This is a genomic window from Filimonas zeae (assembly GCF_014641615.1).
In the GTDB taxonomy this organism is placed as follows: domain Bacteria; phylum Bacteroidota; class Bacteroidia; order Chitinophagales; family Chitinophagaceae; genus Filimonas; species Filimonas zeae.
On record NZ_BMIB01000004.1, the window covers coordinates 627,612 to 649,177 of the forward strand.

The window sequence follows — 21,566 nt, forward strand, 5'->3', positions numbered from 1 at the left end:
AAATAAATATCCCGGTTATAAACATAACCGGGATATTTATAAATTGTTGTGTTGGCGGTTATATTGCCATCATATCCTTTTCCTTCTGTGCCAGATGTTTATCTACCAGCACAATGTGGCGGTCAGTAAGGTCCTGAATGGTTTTCTCTGCATCTTTGGCAGTGTCTTCGCTCAAACCATCTTTCTGTAATTTCTTAATCCCTTCAATGGCATCGCGGCGGATATTGCGGATAGCCACTTTAGAAGCTTCCCCTTCACCACTGGCTCTTTTAACCAGTTCACGTCTTCTTTCTTCTGTTAACGGAGGCAAAAACAGCCTTATCTGAATACCATCATTCTGTGGAGTGATGCCGATGTTCGCCATCATAATCGCTCTTTCAATGGGAGCCAGCTGATTCTTTTCCCAAGGCTGAATGCTGATAGTACGCGCGTCCAGTACTGTAACGTTAGCAACCTGACTGATGGGCGTAGGCGATCCGTAATATTCGATAGTGATGCCATCAAGCATAGCTGGACTGGCCTTACCCGCCCTGATCTTAGATAGTTCCGCTTCAAGGTGATTGATTGCCTTTTGCATGGTCGATTCTGCATCGTCCAATATCAGATCCAGTTCTTCTGACATATATCATTCATTTTAATGGCGGCAAAGCTAATAAATCCCGCTAAAAAAGCAGCCCAAAATTCGCAGATCAGTGCAGGTGAAATGGGCTTTTTTAGGTAGGTTTGTCAAAATTTGATTTTATCATGGCTAACGTTCAAGAGCTGGAAAAAATTGCTTCCCAGGTTAGAAGGGATATTGTACGAATGGTTCATGCTGTACAGAGCGGCCACCCCGGCGGTTCTCTGGGTTGTACCGACTTTTTAACTGCCCTGTACTTCAAGGTAATGGAGCACGATCCTAAGTTTAACATGGATGGTACTAATGAAGATATTTTCTTTTTATCAAACGGACATATTTCACCTGTATTCTATTCTGTTTTAGCCCGTTCCGGCTATTTCGATGTGAAAGAACTGGCTACTTTCCGTAAACTCAATTCCCGTTTACAAGGTCACCCCACTACGCACGAGCACCTGCCAGGTGTACGCGTAGCCAGCGGCTCTCTGGGTCAGGGTATGAGCGTTGCCATCGGCGCGGCACTGGCTAAAAAAATCAACGGCGATTCTCATCTGGTATATTCCCTGCATGGCGATGGTGAACTGGACGAAGGCCAGAACTGGGAAGCGATTATGTTTGCCGGTTCTAAAAGAGTAGACAATCTGATTGCTACTGTTGACTACAACGGCCAGCAGATCGATGGCCCTACTGAAAAAGTAATGAGCCTGGGTAACCTGCACGCTAAATTTGAAGCATTCGGCTGGATAGTACTGGATGTGGAAGGCAACAATATGGCCGACCTGTTACGCGGTCTGGACGAAGCCAAAGCACTTACCGGAAATGGCAAACCTGTTTGTTTGCTGATGAAGACTTCTATGGGTAAAGGTGTAGACTTTATGGAAGGCAGCCACGAATGGCACGGCATTGCTCCTAACGACGAGCAGCTGGCCAAAGCACTGGCACAGTTACCAGAAACACTGGGCGATTATTAATTGCAACTAAGTTTACTTGTGATAAGGAAGGGCGGCTTAACAGGTCGCCCTTCTTCATTTTTCTTCCAACGGCTCTTGTTTTTTACTGCCTGCAGGCTTTGCAGCAGCAACACTACGGGTATGTTTAGTAGGGATTTGAGTACCTTGGGGCATTCTAAATTCTTAAACCCTTGTGATGAAGAAAAAAAGCTTTACACTCCGCAGTTGTCTTTTAACTGCAGTTACATCAGGTATTACGGGAATAGCTGTTGCCCAAAATACTTTTCCCACTACAGGCGCAGTGGGCATAGGCACTAACACTCCTGCCGGAAAACTTCATATTGTAGATGCAGCAACGCCGCCAACAGGCAATACGGTGGTTATTGGCGCCACCTCGGGTGCTAACCTTCGCATGGGAAACGATGTCGGTTACAGCTGGATTCAGGCACACGGCAGCTTGCCACTTTATATCAATGATCTTGGTAACCATCTCATTCTTAATAGAACTGCCGGCTTTGTTGGTATTGGAACTGCCGGGCCCGTTGCGAAACTTCATGTGTTTACAAACACCAACAACTATGCGGCTACTTTTGGAAATGATGCAGCATCGAATTTGAGAATTGCAGGCACAGCAGGCACTTCGCTTAATTATGCCCTGCTCCAATCTTTTAATGGTTCTGTAGCCGGCAACAATATCATATTACAGCGTGATGGAGGCAATGTGGGTATTGCACAGGCAGCGCCGGCTTATAAGCTCGATGTAAACGGAACCGTCAGTGCTACCAATATGGTAGTAGCCTACGCCCCGGAACCTGCTACTTACAATCTGCTTATAACCCCTTTTGTAATGAGCCCTAACCATGTGGGATACCGGTTTATAACAAAAACATATGGTGGCGCTAATGCAACTTCACTAACAATAGACGATGCCGGCAATGTGGGTATTGGCACTTTGGCTCCGCAAAGTAAACTGGCAGTAAATGGTATCATTACCGCTCAAAAACTTAAGGTTACCAATGTAGGCTGGGCAGATTATGTATTCGACTCCTCTTATCGCCTGCAACCATTACACGAGGTAGAACAATATATACAACAAAACAAACATCTGCCAGATGTACCTACTGCCGCCGTTGTGGCTAAAGAAGGGGCTGATATAGGAGATAATCAGGCTCTTCTACTGAAAAAGATAGAAGAACTTACCCTCTATATTATACAGCAAGAGAAACGGATAAAGCAGCTGGAGGAAAAACGGAAATAGATTCAAGCCATTCTTTTCTTTGTTCAACACTTGTAGGTATTCGCTACATTTATACAAAAGCCCCGGAAAACCGGGGCCTTTTATTACAGGATACAAAATCAGGCTTCCATACCTGTAATTCGCAAAATGCAAAGTCAGCGATCAGCAACGGACAGGTTTAGGGTTGATTTATGGTTCACGAGTTCCTGTATGTATAAAGAATATAAGTGCACTGGCATGCGGGCCTGTAAAAAGCGCCACTCCACTTTATTACAGGTATCCCTGAATTCATTAAATGATTTTACAAAAGTGTTGGCAACAGCTGTTTTTACAGCAACATTTCCGCGGGTATAAATCTTATCAGCCACCTTCATACATTTTTGTATAGCCGGCAGGTCATGCAGCATACACATCCGCTGGGTATATTCAGCCAGCACCAACAAAGCATTGTCTGCGCTTCCCCAGGTTATCCGGTTAATAATGGCATCTCTTACCTCTGGTAGCTTATAGGCTATTAATGCTGGTACTTCATACTGGTTCATAGTGTCAGGTTTAAGTTATTCATTGATGCTTCTGATAGCCAAAGCGTATGCCTGCCAGCCGCCAGCAACAGCAGCATACGCTCAAAGCCTTTCCCTACAGGCATTTCACAACAAACGCATCAAAAGCACATTCATAAACCCTACAAAAAAGCCTCTCAAAACGAGAGGCTTTTTTCAAAATGAAATCCGTTTATTCAACAGTTAGCTTTTCAGGCTCTGTAGTTGTAGTGCCGCTTTACGGGCGGGTAGCCAGGAAGCGGTAATTGTTACCAGCAACACCGTGCAGGTAACCAGTAAAAAATCCCAGCCACTCATGGCCACCGGATAATAGTCTATTATAAAAGTATTCCCTTCCAGCTTTACCAGCTTAAAATGCAACTGCAAAAAGCAGATGATATAAGCCAGCAGCATACCTATGCCACCGCCTATGGCAGACAACACTAAGCCTTCCGATAAAAAGATGCGCTGAATCAGATTGTCATTAGCGCCCAGTGCTTTCAGCAATCCAATGTCTTTCTGCTTTTCCATTACCAGCATGGTTAATGCACCAATCATGTTAAAAGCAGCCACCAGCAGTATCAGTGATAAAATACCATAAATCACCCATTTCTCCACCTGCATTACCGTAAACAGGCTTTGATTCTGCTCCAGCCGGGTACGCACCGTAAACTTATCTCCCAGAGCACGCTGCAAACTCTTCTTTACTTTTTGCAACTGATCCGGGTTGGCTACTGCCATCTCTATTGAAGTGTATTCATTCGGCTTCAGATCCAGCATGTATTGCAGAAAGGGCAGATTGGTAAACGCATACTTATTATCAAACTCCTGCTGCACCATAAAAGCCCCGCTGATATCTACGTTAAACGATCGCATACCACCATCGGCAGAAAAGCTTTTCGCACCGCGGTCCGGCAAATACAAGGTAAGCGGCAAGCCTCTGTTTTCAGGATCAGCTACTACTGCGTTTTCAATGCCCGTTCCGGCCAGCAGCAAAGGCTGGTCGGTAGTTCCCAGATCGTAAATACCCCGTTTAATATGTGCGGTTAACCGGTTGGTACGTGCATAGTTCTCATCCACGCCTTTCAGGCTCACAATGGTTTGGTAGTCGCCATTGAGCAGCATGGCTTTTTCTTCCACCACGTAGCTCAGCTGACTAATACCCTGTGTTTGCTGAATAGTTTGTTGCGTGGCTTTGTCCAGCACAAAAAACTTTCCTTTGGCAGGGGCTATCTTTATATCAGAATAAAAATCGGTATACAAGTCTCGCACCAGCCCTTCAAAGCCATTAAACACACTCAGCACCACAATCAGGGCAGTAGTGCCTACAGCAATGGCCAGCACACTAATCCATGCTATAATATTAATAGCATTGGTACTTTTTTTTGATTTGAAATAGCGCCAGGCAAATAATAGTTCCAAGTGCGGGTTGCTTTATCAATTATGCTTTTTCCTCATTTGCACCGGCTTCTCCTTTCCGCTGTGCATCTTCCTCGTTCAGTTTCTGAAACAGATCTTCCATTTTAAATACATGCTCCAGCGTATCATCCAGATAAAAGTGTAATACCGGCATACGGCGTAACTGATGCTTCACACGGTCGCTCAATTCTTTTTTAATTTCCCAGCTGCGGTCATCAATCTTCTTCATGGCCGCCTCAATATCCTTCACCTGAAAAAAGCTGATATAAATACGGGCTTCCAGCAGGTCGGGCGTCACTTTTACCGATGAAATGGATACCATTCCACCATTCATCATATTAAAACCCAGCCTTCTGAAAATATCATTCATTTCCTCCTGTAAAACACCGGCCACCTGCCGCTGACGTTTGCCTTCCTCCATAATCTAACGTTTAATTGGCTGTAAAAGTAGTTACTTTGCCGTTTATTGAAGATATGAAACGATTTGAAAGAATCTTTAAATACATAGGAGCCTATAAAGGCAAGCTGGTTACCTATGTTATTTGTACGTTACTCGGTACTTTGTTCGGCGTGTTCTCACTGGCAATGCTCTCGCCCTTTATGTCGCTCATTTTTGGTGGCGCTTCTCCTGTTTCTGCTGAAACCATCAAAACAAATGCCATCGGCGGCTTTCTGTCTGACTTCCTGAACGATCTCATTCTGAAAGACGGAAAAATTGCTGCGCTGGCTGTTATCTGTGTATTCATTGTAGTTACCACCCTGCTTAAAAACCTGTTCATTTACCTTTCCAACTATATCTCCGCTCCTATACGCAGCGCAGTAACCACCCGTTTCAGAAACGACCTGTACGAAAAAATACTGGTATTACCCGTGGGTTATTTTACAGAAAAGAAAAAGGGCGATATCATTTCCCGCATGACCAATGATGTAGGCGAAATTGAAGGCTCTATTGTAAGTACACTGGAAGGTTTAATTAAAGATCCACTGACCATTCTTACCAATCTGGCTTATATGGTTTACCTGAGCCCGATGTTGTCGCTGTTTTTATTGGTACTGCTGCCAGCCACTGCTTTTGTAATAGGCCGTATCAGTCGTACGTTAAAGCGCCAATCACATGAGTCATCCGAAAAGCTGGGCACAGCCTTGTCTATTATGGATGAAACACTGGGCGGCATCCGCGTAATCAAAGCTTTCCTGGCTGAAAAAGTATTGCAAAACCGCTTTGAGCAGGTAAACCACGAATTGTTTACCCTGCGTAATAAAATGAATGCCCGCCGCGATCTGGCTTCTCCGCTTACAGAGCTGATGGGCGTACTGGTGTTAAGCATTATCCTGTACTTTGGCGGTATGCTGGCCATTAAATATGGTACACTGCCTGCGGGTGACCTGATGGCGTATATTGCCCTGTTTGCCATAATTATTAACCCCGCCAAAAACCTGTCTACCGCTTTCTTTAACGTACAGCGCGGGGCAGCGGCTATTGACCGGGTAGAAGAATTACTGAAAGCACCGGTTACCGTGGAAGACAGCGGCATCCGCCAGCTGGAGTTTACACAGGGCATCGAATTCAGAAACGTTTCTTTCTCTTATGGCGAACATACCATTTTAAAGAATATCAACTTATCTATCCCCAAAGGCAAAACAGTAGCGCTGGTAGGCAGCAGCGGTGCCGGTAAAAGCACCCTGGCCGATCTCATTCCTCGTTTTCACGATGCCACATCAGGAGAAATACTGGTAGATGGCGTAAACATCCGCGATTACTCGCTGCATCAGTTACGTTCACAAATCAGTATTGTAACGCAGGAACCTATTCTGTTTAACGATACTATTGCCCACAACATTGCTCTGGGCCTTCCGGAAGCACCACGTGCAGAAATTGAGCAGGCAGCCAAAGTAGCTAATGCTTTTAATTTTGTGGCAAGTAAAGAAGAAGGTTTTGATACCAATATAGGCGACAGGGGCAGCAAACTCAGCGGTGGCGAACGTCAGCGGGTAACCATTGCCAGAGCCGTATTGAAAAACCCGCCGATATTAATTCTGGATGAAGCCACTTCTTCACTGGACACCGAAAGTGAAAGACTGGTGCAGGATGCCATAAACAACATGATGCAGAACAGAACTTCTGTAGTTATTGCCCACAGGCTCAGCACCATCCGCCATGCAGATGAGATTATTGTGTTACAGAAAGGTGAAATAGCAGAGCGCGGTACACACGAAGCGTTACTGGCGCAAAAAGGAATCTACCACAGATTGGTAGAGCTGCAGGAAGTAAAATAAAAAATCGGGAAATGGCAGTTATTATACAATTTGTCATTTCCCGATTTTGAATATCGCTGCTTAAGAAACTACTGATCAGTTGATGGCTTTACCAAACCCAGCTTAGCTTCCAGGCTCAGTGTAGCATGCGGTACTGCACGTAAACGGGCCTTATCAATCAGCTTACCGGTTACGCGGCAAATACCATATGTTTTATTTTCAATACGAATCAGTGCCTTCTCCAGGTGATCAATATAAGTAATCTGGCGGCTGGCCATCTGGCTCAGTTGCTCGCGTTCCATACTCATACTTCCATCTTCCATGGTCATGTAACGGTTTTCAGTTTCGTCACCTCCCATTTCGTCCTTACGGGTAATCAAACCTTGCAGGTAGGCCAGTTCTTGTTTTGCAGCGTCGAGTTTTTTATTTATCAGATCTCTGAATTCTTTCAGGTCTGAATCACTATATCTTACCAATGGTTCGTTCGATTTAAAGTTATTGTCTCTTTGTTCTAATGGTCTGTACTCCGGTTGATAGGGTACACTTGTTTTTACAGAGATTTTGGGCACTTTCACCTCTTTCAGCGGTTCCAGCTTTTTAGGAGCCGGACGTGGAATAGGTGCAGGGGGTTTAACTTCTACTTTCACATCGGCAGCTTTCGGCTTCGGGGGGGCCGGGGCAGGTGCAGGAGTTGCAACAGGTACGGGCGCAGCTACTACAGGTTTGGAAACCTCTTTTTTAACAGTGGCCGCCGCCTTCACAGAGGGTGTAGCGGTTTTAACCGATTTCACAGGTACTTCAGGAGTCGGTTTAACCACTACCTTTTTAGCAGCAACCACCTTTTCTGCAACTGCCGTTTTCTTGTCTGCAGGCTTAGCCGCAACTTTCGTAGCGGGTTTTGCTGCAGGCTTGGCAACAGCCTTCACTTTCGAAGCCGCAGGGGCGGGCGCTGCCTTAGGGGCAGGTTTTGCCGCAGGCTTCGAAGCCTTTTTTGCCGGAGCAGCTACCGCTTTGGTTGCGGGTTTTGCTGCCGGTTTGGCTGCTTTTGCAGGTTTAGAGGCTGGTTTCGCTGCTTTCTTACTGGTAGCCATACGATTAACCTTTTTTATTAACGCTTACATTTAGCAAAGTGTCATTCACCTCAATTTCAATGCCGCCCTGTAATTCCGACACATACTCCAGGTTATCTGCCAATATTTCAGCACATATGTAATTTTTGAAGTCGGTCAGTGAATCACGCAGAAGAGCATTATCAAGCACTTGTACGAATATACGGTCTGTTAATTCAAAACCACTCTCTTTTCTGATATTTTGTATCCTATTCACGAATTCGCGCGCGTTACCCTCTTTCTTCAACTCATCCGTCAGGGTAATGTCCAAAGCCACCGTTAAAGTACCTTTATTGGCCACACTCCAGCCCGGGATATCTTCTGCGGTAATATCCACCTCATTCAAATTCAGCACAATTTCTTCACCGTCAACAGATAAAGCTATTTTTCCCGCTTTTTCTATCTCCGCAATCTCGTGCTGGGTAAAATTATTCACAGCTGCACTTACAGCCTTCATCTTAGCACCCAGCTTGTTACCCAGTACTTTAAAGTTCGGCTTCACTTTTTTGCTGATGATGCCTTCCGTTTCCGTCAGATACTGAATTTCTTTTACGTTCACCTCACTGGTAATCAAATCCGCCACCTTTTCCAGTTGCGCCTTCATTTCCGGATTCAGTACAGGTATCAGTATCTTTTGCAGGGGCTGTCTTACTTTGATATTCACCTTTTTACGCAGCGACAGTACCAGGGAAGAAGTATCCTGGGCAAGCTGCATGCGCTCTTCCAGATCGGTATCGATAGCCGCCTCGTTGGCCACCGGGAAATCGGCATGGTGAATGGAACCACCGTTGAAACGTTTGGTTACCGCGTTCAGCTGGCAGAAAACCGCATCACTGAAAAACGGCGATACCGGCGCCATCAGCTTCACCAGTGTTTCCAGGCACTCATATAAAGTCTGGTAAGCGCTTATTTTATCCTGCTCGTACTCACCTTTCCAGAAACGGCGGCGGCACAGGCGTACATACCAGTTACTCAAATGCTCATCTACAAAAGTTTCAATAGCACGACCAGCCATGGTAGGCTCGTAGTCGTTCATATACAGCGTTACCTTTTTAATTAAGGTATTGAGTGATGACAATATCCAGCGGTCAATTTCCGGTCTTTCTTCCAGCGGAATGTATTTTTCCGTAAAAGCAAATCCGTCCACATTCGCATACAGCACAAAAAACTGATACGTATTATATAAGGTACCAAAGAATTTGCGCTGCACTTCTTTAATACCCTCAATATCAAACTTCAGGTTATCCCAGGGGGAGGCATTGGTAATCAGGTACCAACGGGTGGCATCCGCACCAAAAGTGTCAATGGTTTCAAAAGGGTTTACCACGTTGCCGAGGCGTTTACTCATTTTATTACCATTCTTATCCAGTACCAGACCGTTACTTACCACCGCCTTGTACGCCAAACCCGGATATTTAGTATCATTTACCGCTATACCCGCTTTTTTCAGCTCTTCGTGAACGTCTTCTTTAATCAGCGAACCCAATGCATGCAGGGTATAAAACCAGCCACGCGTCTGATCCACGCCTTCAGCAATGAAATCAGCCGGGTAGTTCTGAGCAAAGATTTCCTTATTCTCAAAAGGGAAATGCCATTGCGCATAAGGCATAGCACCGGAATCAAACCATACGTCTACCAGATCAGGCACACGCTTCATCGGTTTGCCAGAGGCGCTTAATAAAGTAATATCATCTACAAACGGCTTGTGCAGGTCCACAATACCTTTTACGTCTTTATTATAACCAGCCGCCGTTGCTTTATCAAAAGCCTCCGTCAGCTCCGCTACCGAACCAATACACAGTTCTTCTTCCCCATCTTCTGTACGCCAAACCGGTAACGGAGTACCCCAGTAACGGCTGCGGCTCAGGTTCCAATCCACCATATTTTCCAGCCAGTTGCCAAAACGGCCTTCGCCGGTGCTTTTTGGCTTCCAGTTAATGGTTTTGTTCAGTTCCACCATCCGGTCTTTTAAATCGGTGGTTTTAATAAACCACGCATCCAGCGGATAGTACAGAATAGGTTTATCCGTACGCCAGCAATGCGGGTAGCTGTGTTCGTATTTTTCTACTTTAAAGGCACGGTTCTCTTTTTTCAGTTTTACAGATATGTCTACGTTTACGTCTACATAATCCGCATCGTCCTTGTAATTCTTTACATAACGGCTGCTGAATTCACCCAAACCTTCAACAAACCGGCCTTGTCTGTCCACCAGCGTCAGTATACCAATGTCAAACTTCTTACCTACCTTATAGTCATCCGCACCAAAAGCAGGCGCCGTGTGCACTATACCCGTACCGTCTTCTGTGGTTACAAAATCACCACTGATAATACGGAAAGGATCGGCAGATGGCGTTATACTTTTAATAGCCTCCAGGCTGTTGGCCTCGTAAGGCAGCAACTGTTCATAACGGCAACCTTCAATATCCTTTCCTTTAAAAGAGGCTACTATGGTCCAGGGCAGTAACTTCTCCCCTTCTTTATAACCGGCAAAATCGCCATTCTCTCCTTCGGGTTTAAAGTACTTACCCAGCAACGCCTTGGCCAGTATCACATTCACCGGCAGGTGTGTATATGGGTTAAAGGTTTTTACCAGTACATAATCAATGTTAGGCCCCACGGTTAAACCCAGGTTAGATGGCAGGGTCCATGGTGTGGTGGTCCAGGCCATAAAAAACAACTCATCGCTTTGTAAACCGCTGAAATCAATGCTCTTATACCAATTGCTACCGGTAAGGGCTGCATCTTTCACCGCTTTAAACATTACCACGGCGCTGGTGTCTTTTACATCTTTATAAGTACCCGGCTGGTTCAGCTCGTGCGAGCTTAAACCGGTACCAGCTGCCGGGGAGTAAGGTTGAATGCTTACGCTTTCATACAGTAAGCCCTTGTCGTACAGCTTCTTCAGCAACCACCACAGGCTCTCTATATATTTATTGTCGAAGGTGATATAGGGATCGTTCAGATCTACCCAGTAACCCATTTTACGGGTCAGTTCATCCCACTTGTCTTTATAGCGGAGAACCGTTTCGCGGCATTTCTGATTGTATTCTTCAATGCTTATTTTTTTGCCGATGTCTTCTTTGGTAATACCCAGTTCTTTTTCCACCTGCAGTTCCACAGGAAGGCCGTGCGTATCCCAGCCGCCTTTTCTTTTCACCTGAAACCCCTGCATGGTTTTGTACCGGCAAACCAGATCTTTCAGCGTACGGGAAATAACGTGGTGAATACCAGGCATGCCATTAGCGCTGGGCGGGCCTTCGTAAAACACAAAGGGGGTTGCACCGTTACGCAGTTCCACACTCTTTTCAAAAGCCTGACTTTCACTCCATTTAGCCAATATGGCCTGCTCTATTGAAGGCAGATTTAATCCTGAAAATTCCTGGTATTTATTACTCATAATCAAAAAAGACAGTATGTGGGCGAATTTAAAGGCAGCAAAGGTAAGAAATTGCCCGTGCATTTGGTGGGGAAAACAAAGCGCCCGCTCCCGTATTCAAACGATTAAAAACTAATCGTTTTAGTACATTTGGTAAAAATAATAGCGTGTCCGCTATCCTTAAATAACTTACATGATTACACATATTGCCCTCGCCACCATTATTATACTGCTGCTGGTAATACTTATACTGATTATCAGAGCCGGTAGCCGCAACGCCCCCGCTCATGAGCAGCAGTTGCTGAACCAATGGGACCAGCTGAACAAACAGGTACAAAGGATTGAACAGGCAGTAAAACAGGAAATTGCCACCAACCGTCAGGAAGCACAGGACACCGCACGCCATGGTCGTCATGAATTATCAGCCTCCCTTCGTGCCTTTGGCGAGCAGGTAAATAAATCGGTGGAAGACTTTAACCGGCTGCAAAAGGAAAACTTCTATGCACTGCTGCACAAACAAAGCGAGCAGAACACTGCCACCGCCGGCCGCCTGGACCAGATGCGGGAGGTAATGGAGAAGAAAATTGCCGATTTGCAGAGTGGCAACGAGAAAAAGCTCGAAGAAATGCGCGCCACGGTAGATGAAAAACTACAGAAAACACTGGAAACCAGGCTGGGCGAATCTTTTAAAATAGTAAGCGAGCGCTTGGAAGCCGTACACAAAGGCCTGGGCGATATGCAGCAACTGGCCACCGGCGTGGGCGATTTAAAACGGGTACTTACCAACGTTAAAACACGTGGTATTATGGGCGAGTACCAGCTGGAGAATATACTGGACCAGCTGCTCACCGCCGATCAGTACGCTAAAAACGTAAAAACCAAAGCTGACTCCAACGCCGTGGTAGAGTTTGCCGTAAAAATGCCGGGTAAGGAAGCGGGTGATCAGCCCGTATGGCTACCGGTTGATTCTAAGTTTCCGAAAGAGGACTATGAACTGCTGTCCGAAGCCTACGACAATGCCCAGGTGGAACTGGTAGAAGAATACCGCCGCAGCTTTATACGCGGCATTAAAAAATGTGCTGCCGACATCAGCAGCAAATACATTCACCCACCCGGCACTACGGATTTTGCCATTCTGTTTCTGCCTTTTGAAAGCCTGTATGCTGAGGTATTACGCACCCCCGGCCTGTTTGAAACCCTGCAACGCGATTATAAAATTATTATTACCGGCCCCACCACCCTCAGCGCCCTGCTCAGCAGTTTACAAATGGGCTTCCGTACACTGGCTATAGAACGCCGCTCGGGCGAGGTATGGCAATTGCTGGGCGCTGTAAAAACCGAGTTCAGCAACTTCGGTGGCATACTGGATAAAACACAAAAGAAGTTGCAGGAAGCCAGTAATGTAATAGAAGATGCCGGCCGCCGCTCCCGCGCTATAGAACGCAAACTGCGAGATGTGCAGGAGTTACCTTCTACCCAGGCTGGTAATTTATTAGACAATACCATCTGATTCTGTTTTATTTGCCGTTTACCCAGCGCACATGGAGTTATCACTTACGTTACAAACCATTCAGAGAAAAGGCTACGAAACTACGCTGTTTGTACCCGATGCACAACAGGTACAACAAACCTATTATCAGCAAAAGCAGCTGAACCCCAATACGCCTTTTCCGCACTGGACCAAACTCTGGCATTCTGCGCTGGCGCTGAGCGACTTTCTGCAACAACACACCGCGCTTATCCAGGGCAAAACCGTTTTGGAACTGGCTGCCGGGTTAGGCCTGCCCTCTCTGCTGGCCGCCCGCTATGCTGCACAGGTATGTAGCAGCGATTACCTGCAGGAAGCAGTAGACGTAATGGCCCGGTCCGCCGCTCACAACCAACTACCCAATATGGAAGCCCGGCTATTGAACTGGTACCAGCTGCCAGCCAGCCTGCATGCAGAAGTAGTTTTACTAAGTGATATCAATTACGATCCCGCTGCTTTTGAACAGCTTTATCAGGTACTGAGTGGCTTTATACAGGCTGGCGCTACCATTATCCTCAGTACGCCTCAGCGGCTGATGGCCAAACCGTTTATTGAGCGGCTGCTCAGGTGGAACCCGCAGCACGTAGCCATGAATATAAGTGCCGCAGCCCAAACAGAAACCATCAGTGTATTTGTATTCAGCAGCAATGTATAATTTCGCATCCACAAGCATTCAACCTTAACACATGATATCATTACATAAACCCTTGTTTACGCTGCTAATGCTGGCGTGTTTCTTTTGTGTGCGTGGCCAGAAAAAACTGCCCAACACACTACTGTGGCGTATCTCCGGCAAGCAACTACAAAAGCCTTCTTATCTGTTTGGTACTATACACCTGAGCGATCAGCGGTTGTTCCGCTTTGGTGATTCTCTGCTGCATGCCATTGAAACCTCAGACGGGTTGGCTATTGAAGTAAATCCGGAAGAAATGGTAGCTTATGGTATTAATAAAGCACTTGACAACCGGAAAAATAATAAATCCGTTAAAGAAGCCCTGGGCGAAAAAAACTTCAACACCTATAGCAAACGCCTGGCTAAGAAGTTTGGAAAACCAGCAACGGAAGTAACCACCAACGATCTGTTGAAAGAAAAAAACAAGTGGGCTACCGATGCCTTTACCAAAGGAGAAATGAGAACCTTTCTGGATGCCTGGTTGTACGAAACAGCTAAGAAGCAGGGAAAATGGGTGGGCGGTATTGAAGACGTAATGGATCAGAGCGGCCTTATAGATGATCTGATTGACCAGTCTGATGTAGATGGTATTCTGTCTGATGATCAGGTAGCAGGTGACAATCTCATCAACACAATGATTCAGAAATATACAGCACAGGATATTAACTTTTTTGCTGGCCTGTATTATAAGAACAGAGATGAGTTACTTGTAAAACGCAATATCAAAATGGTGCGCCGTATGGATAGCCTGTCCGCTATCAGAGGCACCTTCTTTGCAGTGGGCACTGCACACCTTCCCGGCGATGATGGAATTATTGCGCTGCTGCGCCAGCAGGGCTTTACAGTAGAACCTGTTTTTTCACATCAGAAAATTGATGCTAAAAATTATAAGTATAAGGAAGTAGAACAGCCCTGGCAGAATGTTACCGGCAACAATGGACAATACAGCATTTCTATGCCAGGCGCACCTATGGATTTAAAAGTTGTTCCCGGTGTTAAATTCAATTTCTACATGGATCTGCTTTCCATGACGGGCTATGGTACCATGCATATTGGTGGTATGTTTTTAAACACCGAAAAACGCGACTCACTTTTTAAAGCAATGGCCAACAATATGGCACCCGGTCAGCAGATCACCTTTAAACCACTGGGAAAAAATGGAACTGAGTTTTTCTGCACCGCCAATGATATGCCTGCCCGTGTACAACTGTTTCTTATAGACAAGCATCTTCATATGCTTATGGTGATTGGTTTCAAAAAAACAACCCTCACATCGCCTTCTGCATTACGTTTTCTGCAATCCTTTAAAGTACATACCCAGGAACCTGCTACTTTGATTTCAGGTCTCGGTGTAAGGTTTACAGATACCATCAGTCGCATACAATTAATTACACCCGCCGTGCTGGAACCTTATGATGCATTAACACAGCGTGATGAATTGTGGAATACACGCACCTATGCCTGTACAGATGCTTCGGGTGCGTATTATATGTTATTGATAAAAGAAATTCAAAAAGGCGCTTATCTCTCCGGCGATAGTACAGCTGCCAGCGCACTTTATAATAGCATGAAGGATAAATATGTTCAGCTGCGCATAAATCCGGTTGTACTCAATGGTCACAAAGGTTACAGTCTGGAAGGGAGTGTAAAAAACTCCGGCGTTTACCTAAGAGGCGCGCTGATAAACCACTATAACAGACAGATTATACTGATGGCATTTACCGATTCGGCCAGCGCCTATAGCGGCAAATGCGACAATGCCTTCCGTTCTCTGTCTTTTCAGGAAGCCCCTGTGTATGCCTGGCAGTCTTATGCATCTGCCGACAGTGCTTTTGCCACAACCGCTCCAGCCGCTTTTACTAACACTGCTGCCTTTAAAAGCCTTCAGGTAACCCGCGATTCAGTAACAGCACTCAGCTATTTTGTGCGCTGCGATACCATGGGCAAATACAGCTGGTTCCCGTCTGATTCTGCATTATTTAACCATCTGCAACGTACTGCCGTTGCAAACACCAATACCGTACACGTACAGCCCATTACTCAAAATGGATTAACGGGTTGGGAATGGCTTACCAAACAAGCCACCAACGACCAGATAATGACAAGAGCCCGCGTATATATCAGGGGCGATAAACTTTATACACTTTTTGCTGCGGGCGACTCTGCTCTGCTGTACAGCAGCCAATCAAACAGCTTTTTCAGCGCTATCAGCACACCATCCACCAATACCGGCCGATCTGTATGGCAACCGAAAACTGACCTGATTATACAGGATCTGATGTCAGCAGATGCAGACAAACAAGGCGAAGCTTATAATTCCCTGGATGATGCCCCCTTCTCCAAAACAGATTTACCAATACTGCACGAAGCCTTATTGAAATCTTACCCGGCAGACTCTTCTGCAGTCAGCACCAGCTATATAAATACCCGGATAGCTCAGGAAGTGGCCGATATGGCAGACAGCACCACCGTTGCTTTTATTGCCAATCAATTCTCCAAACCACAGACAGTTACACAGGAGCAGGCCACTACGCTGTTAAAAACACTTACACTTTTACATACCAGCTATAGCTATCAAACCTTTATAAAACTGGCTCCTCTGTATAGCGCTCAGATGGAGTCTTCTGATTATACCTATGCCCTTAAAGACAGCCTTAAACTTACTGCTACTATATACGATTCACTGCTGGTACTGGCTAGTTCTCCTAAACTGGCACCTTGTATAGCACACCTGGGTATTTTACTGGCAGATGATGGCCACATCAACTTCTCACTGCTGAACCAACACAAAGCAGCCTTTATCCAGGCCGCAAAGCTGCTGTTGCCTGAAATGCAGAAACAGGAAGAGATATGGGATTATAGCTACATAAAATTTATTCAGTTACTGGGGCGGCTTAACGATACCGCTTCTAATCAGGCATTACGCAGCTTTTTTGCAATTAAGGTATCCCGGTTGAAGCGGGAAGCTGTAATGGCACTGATAGCCAATGGCCAACAGATTCCTGCTCCTGTATTACTTTCCCTTGCGCGGGACTCCAGTATACGGTTAGCATTTTATGACCAGTTAAAGGAGGCACATAAAGAGTCCCTATTCCCAAAACAGTACCTCACCCGCGCGCATTTTGCAATGTCTGGCTTGTATAATATGCTTGATGATGCAGACGAAACAGTTGTAATTAAACCGGCAGGTAGTAAACAAGCAGTGTATAAAGGCAAAAAATACCTTTTCTACCTCTATAAAATTACGGAGGGTTCCGGCGATGACGCGTACTCTTATCTTGGAATTTCAGGAGGATATTCACTTACCGGCACCAGCCTTGAACCGGAGGTGGAGCTTACAGGTTCTTACACCACAGAAGATTATAATGTAGCTAAGTTAACCGCGTTCCTGAACGACTATTTAAAGAGTTTGTCTGATGAAAACGATGGTGAGGAGTAGCGATTAACGCAATTGCAAGCCAGGGCTTCTCAAAAGCCACTTTAACTTACACACTGTGTTGTTTTAATACACAAAACCAGTTTACCCATGGCTCGTTCGTACGAACGAGCCATTTATTCCAACGGACGAGCGGCCCTTCAGTAAAAACGAGCCGTACGTCACCGCGAAACATTTCACCTGTTCGTTGCAACATTTCGCGGTAAATCCAGCTCTCACCACACTCCAATCCCGGCAATAAATCAGATTGCTATGCAACCGGCCCGCCCCCTCCTTCCTGATTGTCATTTTTACACATAAAAACTTGGACGGATGGCAATTTTTACGCAACCTTTGCGTAAACGATTGCACAATCCATGGCTAGCAACGTAACGATTACTGACATAGCAAAAGAACTCAACACAACGCCCGCAACCGTATCGCGGGCACTGAACAACCATCCCTCCATCAGCGAAGAAACGCGTACACGCGTACTGGAAGCCGCTAAACGACTCAATTACCGCCCCAATACCATCGCCAGCTCACTGCGCAGCGGCAAAAGCCACCTGATAGGTGTATTAATACCCAGCGCCAAAATCAACTTTTTTGGTTCGGTAGTACACGGTATTGAAAGTCTGGCCAGTCAGCACGGTTACAACGTACTGATTTACCAGTCTAACGAGAAAAGAGAGTTTGAGCAAAAAGGATTACAGGCCTTTTTAAACGCGCGCGTAGATGGAATTCTGGTATCTATGGCCAAGGAAACGCATGATTATACCCATTTCCGGGAGGTAAAAGCTACCGGCACACCGCTGGTATTTTTCGACCGGGTAAATGATGATCTGAACGTACCCTCCGTAGTAATTGACGACTACAAAGGTGCTTTCTGCGCCACAGAACATCTGATAAAAAAAGGTTACCAGCGTATAGCCCACATAGCGGGTCCCCAGCATATTAAATTGTTCAACAATCGTTTACGCGGTTATCTGGGTGCACTGCAGGCTTACAACCTGCCTATTGACTTTAACATTATATATACCGGCGACATTTCTATTGAAGCCGGGAAAAGAGCCGTTGAGCACTTTTTAACACTAGAAAAGAAACCCGATGCTGTTTTTTCAGTGGAAGACTTCACCGCCCTCGGCGCCATGAAGGCCCTGAAAGAACATGATATATCCATACCCGATCAGTTTGGAGTGATAGGCTTTGCCAATGAAGAGTTTGGCGAGCATACCACCCCTTCTCTTTCCACCCTGGACCAGCAAACGGTGGCTATGGGAGAAGCGGCTTTTAAACTATTATTTGAACAAATCAACATGAAAACAAGCGAAAACATGCAACCCCGAAAAATCGTACTCGACCCTATTCCTGTGTTCCGGCAGTCTTCTGCCCACCCTTAGCAAAGGGATTTTTTATTCCGTTATGCAAACGTTTACACATTACACAAACCAAATACAAACCAGTAATCCCATGAAAGAATTGCCAGGTAATTCTATGGCACAACAGGCCCGTTATGGCCTGAAAAGGTGTCTTACCAGGGTAAAGCAAATCCTGCCTGCTCTTTTTATCCTTGCATCGTTAAGTGCTCCGGCGCAGCAAAAACCGGTTAGCGGTTCTGTTACCAATGCCGAAAACAAACCGATGGAAGGTGTTTCTGTACTCTTAAAAGGTAAAACCAAGGGTACCCAAACCAGGGCAGACGGAACCTTCACCATCAGCGCGGCTGAAGGTGATACCCTCGTTTTTGAATACATAGGCTTTGCCACCCAGAGCATTGCCGTAAACGGCAGCGCTATACGTGTTCACCTGTCCCCCGACAAGCAGAACACCTTAAATGATGTAGTAGTAATTGGTTACGGTTCCCGCTCTAAAAAAGACCTTACGGGTTCTGTGGCTTCTGTTACCTCTAAAGACTTCCAGCAGGGAGCCGTTACCACGCCCGACCAGCTGGTAACCGGTAAAGTTGCCGGTGTGGTAATCACCCCCAACGGCGGTGCACCTGGTGCAGGTGGTACCATCCGCGTACGCGGCGGCACTTCATTAAGCGCCAGCAACAACCCGCTGATTGTAATTGATGGAGTGCCTATGACCAACGATGCGGTGTCTGGCGTAGCCAACCCGTTAAGCCTCATCAACCCCAACGATATTGAATCGTTCAACATACTCAAAGATGCCTCTGCTACCGCTATTTATGGTAACCGGGCATCTAACGGCGTTATCCTTATCACTACCAAAAGTGGTTCTTCGGGCAAACTCAAACTCAATTTCAACTCAGTACTGTCTCAATCCGTAAAAAGAAATGAAATTGATGTGGTGAAAGCTGATGAGTACCGTGCAATAGTGAATGAAAAGGGTACCGCCAGTGAAAAAGCAATGCTGGGTAAAGCAAATACCAACTGGCAGGATGAAATTTATCAGAAAGCATTTGGTGGCGACTATAACCTGAGTGCAACCGGCGGCATCAAAAAACTCCCTTACCGCTTGTCGGCCGGTTACACTTACCAGGATGGTATTTTAAAAACCAGCAACATGAAAAGGACCTCTGTAAGCTTAAACCTTACACCGTCCTTCTTCAACAACACTTTAAAAGTTAACATAAATCTGAAAGGCGTTTATCAGAAAACCAGGTTTGCCGATGAAGGGGCTATAGGCGCAGCCATTGGCTTCGACCCTACACAGCCTGTTCACATTAGCAACCAGTACGGTAACTACTACGAGTGGGTTAATGCAGCAGGGATACCGATCGAACTGGCTACTAAAAACCCGGTTGCCCGTTTAATGCTAAATTCCAGCCTGAGCGACGTTTACCGTAGCATAGGAAGCATTAAACTGGACTATAAACTGCCTTTCTTTCCTGCTATCACCGCAACACTGAATGGTGGTTACGATATCTCTAAAACAGAGGGTAATACCTTCATTCCTGCTTACGCAGCCCTGAGCTATCAGCGTGGTGGTTCCAGAACAAATTACACCCAGCGCAGAAATGACAAGTTGTTAGATTTTTACCTTACCTACGCCAAAGACCTGAGAGCAATAGAAAGCCGTCTGGATGCAACGGTGGGTTACTCTTACCAGACTTTCTTCCGCGGTGCGCCTTCTTACCCTGTTCAGGATGCTAAAGGCAATACGTTGCAAACACAAATTGCAGACTCTACCGATAACACGTTACTGTCTGTATTTGCCCGTTTCAACTACACGTTCAAAAACAAATACCTGTTAACGGCTTCTATCCGCCGCGATGGTACTTCACGCTTCAGCCCTAACAACAGATGGGGTAACTTCCCTTCTGCCGCACTGGCCTGGAAAATGAAGGAAGAAGACTTTATGAAAGGTATTACATGGCTGTCCGATCTGAAGCTGCGTGCCGGCTTTGGTATTACCGGTAACCAGGAAATAGGCTCTTACTATCCCTACCTGCCTATTTATGTTCCGGGTGCAGACAACGTACAGTATCCGTTTGGCAATGGTGCAATAATCACTTACCGCCCCAACCCATACGATGCCAACATTAAATGGGAAACTACTACTGCCTGGAACGCAGGTGTTGACTATGGTTTCCTGAGCAACCGCATCAGCGGTACTTTGGACTTCTATTACAAAAAAACCAAAGATCTGTTAGCCGCAGTACCTCCTGCAGCAGGTGCCAACCTGGGTAACAGCGTACTTACCAACGTAGGTAACATTGAAAGCAAGGGTGTGGAACTGGCCATCAACGCAAGCATTATTGACAAAGGACCATTCACCTGGAAAGCCAACTTCAACATCGCTTATAACGATATCAAAATTCTGAAACTGAGCAATAACGACAGCGCTTCAGTAGGTATCCGCACAGGCGGTATCGGTGGTGGTACCGGTAACATGATTCAGATTAACACTGTAGGCTATGCGCCACAGGCGTTCTATGTATACAAGCAGGTATACGATGCCAACGGCAAACCGGTAGAAGGTGTGTTTAACAAAGACGATAAAGGCGATATGTTTTACCGTTACAAATCTGCCAACCCCAAACTTACCATGGGCTTCACTTCCCAATTTGCGTATAAAAAATGGGATATGTCTTTCGTAATGCGCAGCAACATTGGCAACTACGTATACAACAACGTTAAATCAGGCGGCGGCGCTTACAACAGCATCAGCACCGGTGCAGGTTATATTGGCAACGTAAACAGCGATTATCTGAATACCCGTTTCCAGAACAGTCAGTTCTTCTCCGATTACTATATCGAGAATGCCTCTTTCCTGAGAATGGATAACCTGTCGTTCGGTTACAACTTCGGCAGCATTCTGCGTCAGAAGGCCACCTTACGCCTCAGCGCTGTTGTACAAAACGTGTTTGTTATTACCAAATACTCTGGTCTGGACCCTGAAATTTATTCAGGTATCGACAACAACGCTTATCCAAGACCGCGTATTTACTCTGTAGGCATTAATCTGACTTATTAACCACA

At 45.9% G+C, this 21,566-nt stretch carries 14 protein-coding genes; 8 read left to right on the forward strand and 6 right to left on the reverse strand.

Translation table 11 applies throughout. The annotated features are described in order from the left end of the window. Positions 1–58: 58 nt before the first annotated feature. On the reverse strand, positions 59–622 hold the full coding sequence (gene frr / locus IEY13_RS21105) for a ribosome recycling factor (protein WP_188955944.1): 564 nt from the start codon (positions 620–622) through the stop codon (positions 59–61). Positions 623–744: 122 nt separating this feature from the next. Between frr and IEY13_RS21110 the strand changes: the two genes are divergently transcribed. Further along, on the forward strand, positions 745–1,587 hold the full coding sequence (locus IEY13_RS21110; RefSeq protein ID WP_188955946.1) for a transketolase: 843 nt from the start codon (positions 745–747) through the stop codon (positions 1,585–1,587). A gap of 175 nt (positions 1,588–1,762) precedes the next feature. Next, positions 1,763–2,824, forward strand: a complete 1,062-nt coding sequence (locus IEY13_RS21115; protein ID WP_188955948.1) for a hypothetical protein — start codon at positions 1,763–1,765, stop codon at positions 2,822–2,824. Positions 2,825–2,958: 134 nt separating this feature from the next. Here the strand turns inward: IEY13_RS21115 and IEY13_RS21120 are convergent, their stop codons facing one another. From IEY13_RS21120 to rbfA, 3 genes are all read right to left on the reverse strand, one after another. Next, a complete protein-coding gene (locus tag IEY13_RS21120) occupies positions 2,959–3,345 on the reverse strand; it encodes a DUF7674 family protein (protein ID WP_188955950.1) in 387 nt (128 codons plus the stop codon). A 201-nt stretch (positions 3,346–3,546) separates the two neighbouring features. Next, positions 3,547–4,764, reverse strand: coding sequence for an FtsX-like permease family protein (locus tag IEY13_RS21125; protein WP_188955952.1), 1,218 nt, complete (start codon positions 4,762–4,764; stop codon positions 3,547–3,549). Between the two features lie 19 nt (positions 4,765–4,783). Beyond that, positions 4,784–5,182 (reverse strand): 30S ribosome-binding factor RbfA, encoded by a 399-nt coding sequence (gene rbfA, locus IEY13_RS21130; protein WP_188955954.1) that lies wholly within the window; start codon positions 5,180–5,182, stop codon positions 4,784–4,786. Positions 5,183–5,235: 53 nt separating this feature from the next. Here rbfA and IEY13_RS21135 point away from each other — a divergent pair, with 53 nt between their 5' ends. Beyond that, entirely contained in the window at positions 5,236–7,038 is a 1,803-nt protein-coding gene (locus tag IEY13_RS21135) for an ABC transporter ATP-binding protein (RefSeq protein ID WP_188955956.1), read from the forward strand. 68 nt (positions 7,039–7,106) lie between these two features. Here the strand turns inward: IEY13_RS21135 and IEY13_RS21140 are convergent, their stop codons facing one another. Next, positions 7,107–8,108, reverse strand: a complete 1,002-nt coding sequence (locus IEY13_RS21140) for a TraR/DksA family transcriptional regulator (RefSeq protein ID WP_188955958.1) — start codon at positions 8,106–8,108, stop codon at positions 7,107–7,109. A gap of 4 nt (positions 8,109–8,112) precedes the next feature. After that, the gene (gene ileS, locus IEY13_RS21145) at positions 8,113–11,523 is read right to left on the reverse strand and encodes an isoleucine--tRNA ligase (RefSeq protein WP_188955960.1); all 3,411 of its coding nucleotides are present in this window, start codon (positions 11,521–11,523) and stop codon (positions 8,113–8,115) included. A gap of 172 nt (positions 11,524–11,695) precedes the next feature. Here ileS and IEY13_RS21150 point away from each other — a divergent pair, with 172 nt between their 5' ends. The 5 genes from IEY13_RS21150 to IEY13_RS21170 all read left to right on the forward strand — a co-directional run bounded on the left by IEY13_RS21150 (position 11,696) and on the right by IEY13_RS21170 (position 21,561). After that, positions 11,696–13,012 (forward strand): DNA recombination protein RmuC, encoded by a 1,317-nt coding sequence (locus IEY13_RS21150; RefSeq protein WP_188955962.1) that lies wholly within the window; start codon positions 11,696–11,698, stop codon positions 13,010–13,012. 31 nt (positions 13,013–13,043) lie between these two features. Further along, on the forward strand, positions 13,044–13,685 hold the full coding sequence (locus IEY13_RS21155) for a class I SAM-dependent methyltransferase (protein ID WP_188955964.1): 642 nt from the start codon (positions 13,044–13,046) through the stop codon (positions 13,683–13,685). A 31-nt stretch (positions 13,686–13,716) separates the two neighbouring features. Next, positions 13,717–17,142 (forward strand): TraB/GumN family protein, encoded by a 3,426-nt coding sequence (locus tag IEY13_RS21160; RefSeq protein ID WP_188955966.1) that lies wholly within the window; start codon positions 13,717–13,719, stop codon positions 17,140–17,142. Positions 17,143–17,495: 353 nt separating this feature from the next. Continuing rightward, entirely contained in the window at positions 17,496–18,518 is a 1,023-nt protein-coding gene (locus IEY13_RS21165; protein ID WP_188955968.1) for a LacI family DNA-binding transcriptional regulator, read from the forward strand. A 70-nt stretch (positions 18,519–18,588) separates the two neighbouring features. Then, the gene (locus tag IEY13_RS21170; protein ID WP_229687945.1) at positions 18,589–21,561 is read left to right on the forward strand and encodes a SusC/RagA family TonB-linked outer membrane protein; all 2,973 of its coding nucleotides are present in this window, start codon (positions 18,589–18,591) and stop codon (positions 21,559–21,561) included. Positions 21,562–21,566: the final 5 nt, after the last annotated feature.

Excerpts from the sequence above, each read along its gene's own strand:
- frr (WP_188955944.1), bottom strand. The coding sequence starts at position 622 with ATGTCAGAAGAACTGGATCTGATATTGGACGATGCAGAATCGACCATG.
- IEY13_RS21110 (WP_188955946.1), top strand. The coding sequence starts at position 745 with ATGGCTAACGTTCAAGAGCTGGAAAAAATTGCTTCCCAGGTTAGAAGG.
- IEY13_RS21115 (WP_188955948.1), top strand. The coding sequence starts at position 1,763 with ATGAAGAAAAAAAGCTTTACACTCCGCAGTTGTCTTTTAACTGCAGTT.
- IEY13_RS21120 (WP_188955950.1), bottom strand. The coding sequence starts at position 3,345 with ATGAACCAGTATGAAGTACCAGCATTAATAGCCTATAAGCTACCAGAG.
- rbfA (WP_188955954.1), bottom strand. The coding sequence starts at position 5,182 with ATGGAGGAAGGCAAACGTCAGCGGCAGGTGGCCGGTGTTTTACAGGAG.
- IEY13_RS21135 (WP_188955956.1), top strand. The coding sequence starts at position 5,236 with ATGAAACGATTTGAAAGAATCTTTAAATACATAGGAGCCTATAAAGGC.
- IEY13_RS21140 (WP_188955958.1), bottom strand. The coding sequence starts at position 8,108 with ATGGCTACCAGTAAGAAAGCAGCGAAACCAGCCTCTAAACCTGCAAAA.
- ileS (WP_188955960.1), bottom strand. The coding sequence starts at position 11,523 with ATGAGTAATAAATACCAGGAATTTTCAGGATTAAATCTGCCTTCAATA.
- IEY13_RS21150 (WP_188955962.1), top strand. The coding sequence starts at position 11,696 with ATGATTACACATATTGCCCTCGCCACCATTATTATACTGCTGCTGGTA.
- IEY13_RS21155 (WP_188955964.1), top strand. The coding sequence starts at position 13,044 with ATGGAGTTATCACTTACGTTACAAACCATTCAGAGAAAAGGCTACGAA.
- IEY13_RS21160 (WP_188955966.1), top strand. The coding sequence starts at position 13,717 with ATGATATCATTACATAAACCCTTGTTTACGCTGCTAATGCTGGCGTGT.
- IEY13_RS21165 (WP_188955968.1), top strand. The coding sequence starts at position 17,496 with ATGGCTAGCAACGTAACGATTACTGACATAGCAAAAGAACTCAACACA.
- IEY13_RS21170 (WP_229687945.1), top strand. The coding sequence starts at position 18,589 with ATGAAAGAATTGCCAGGTAATTCTATGGCACAACAGGCCCGTTATGGC.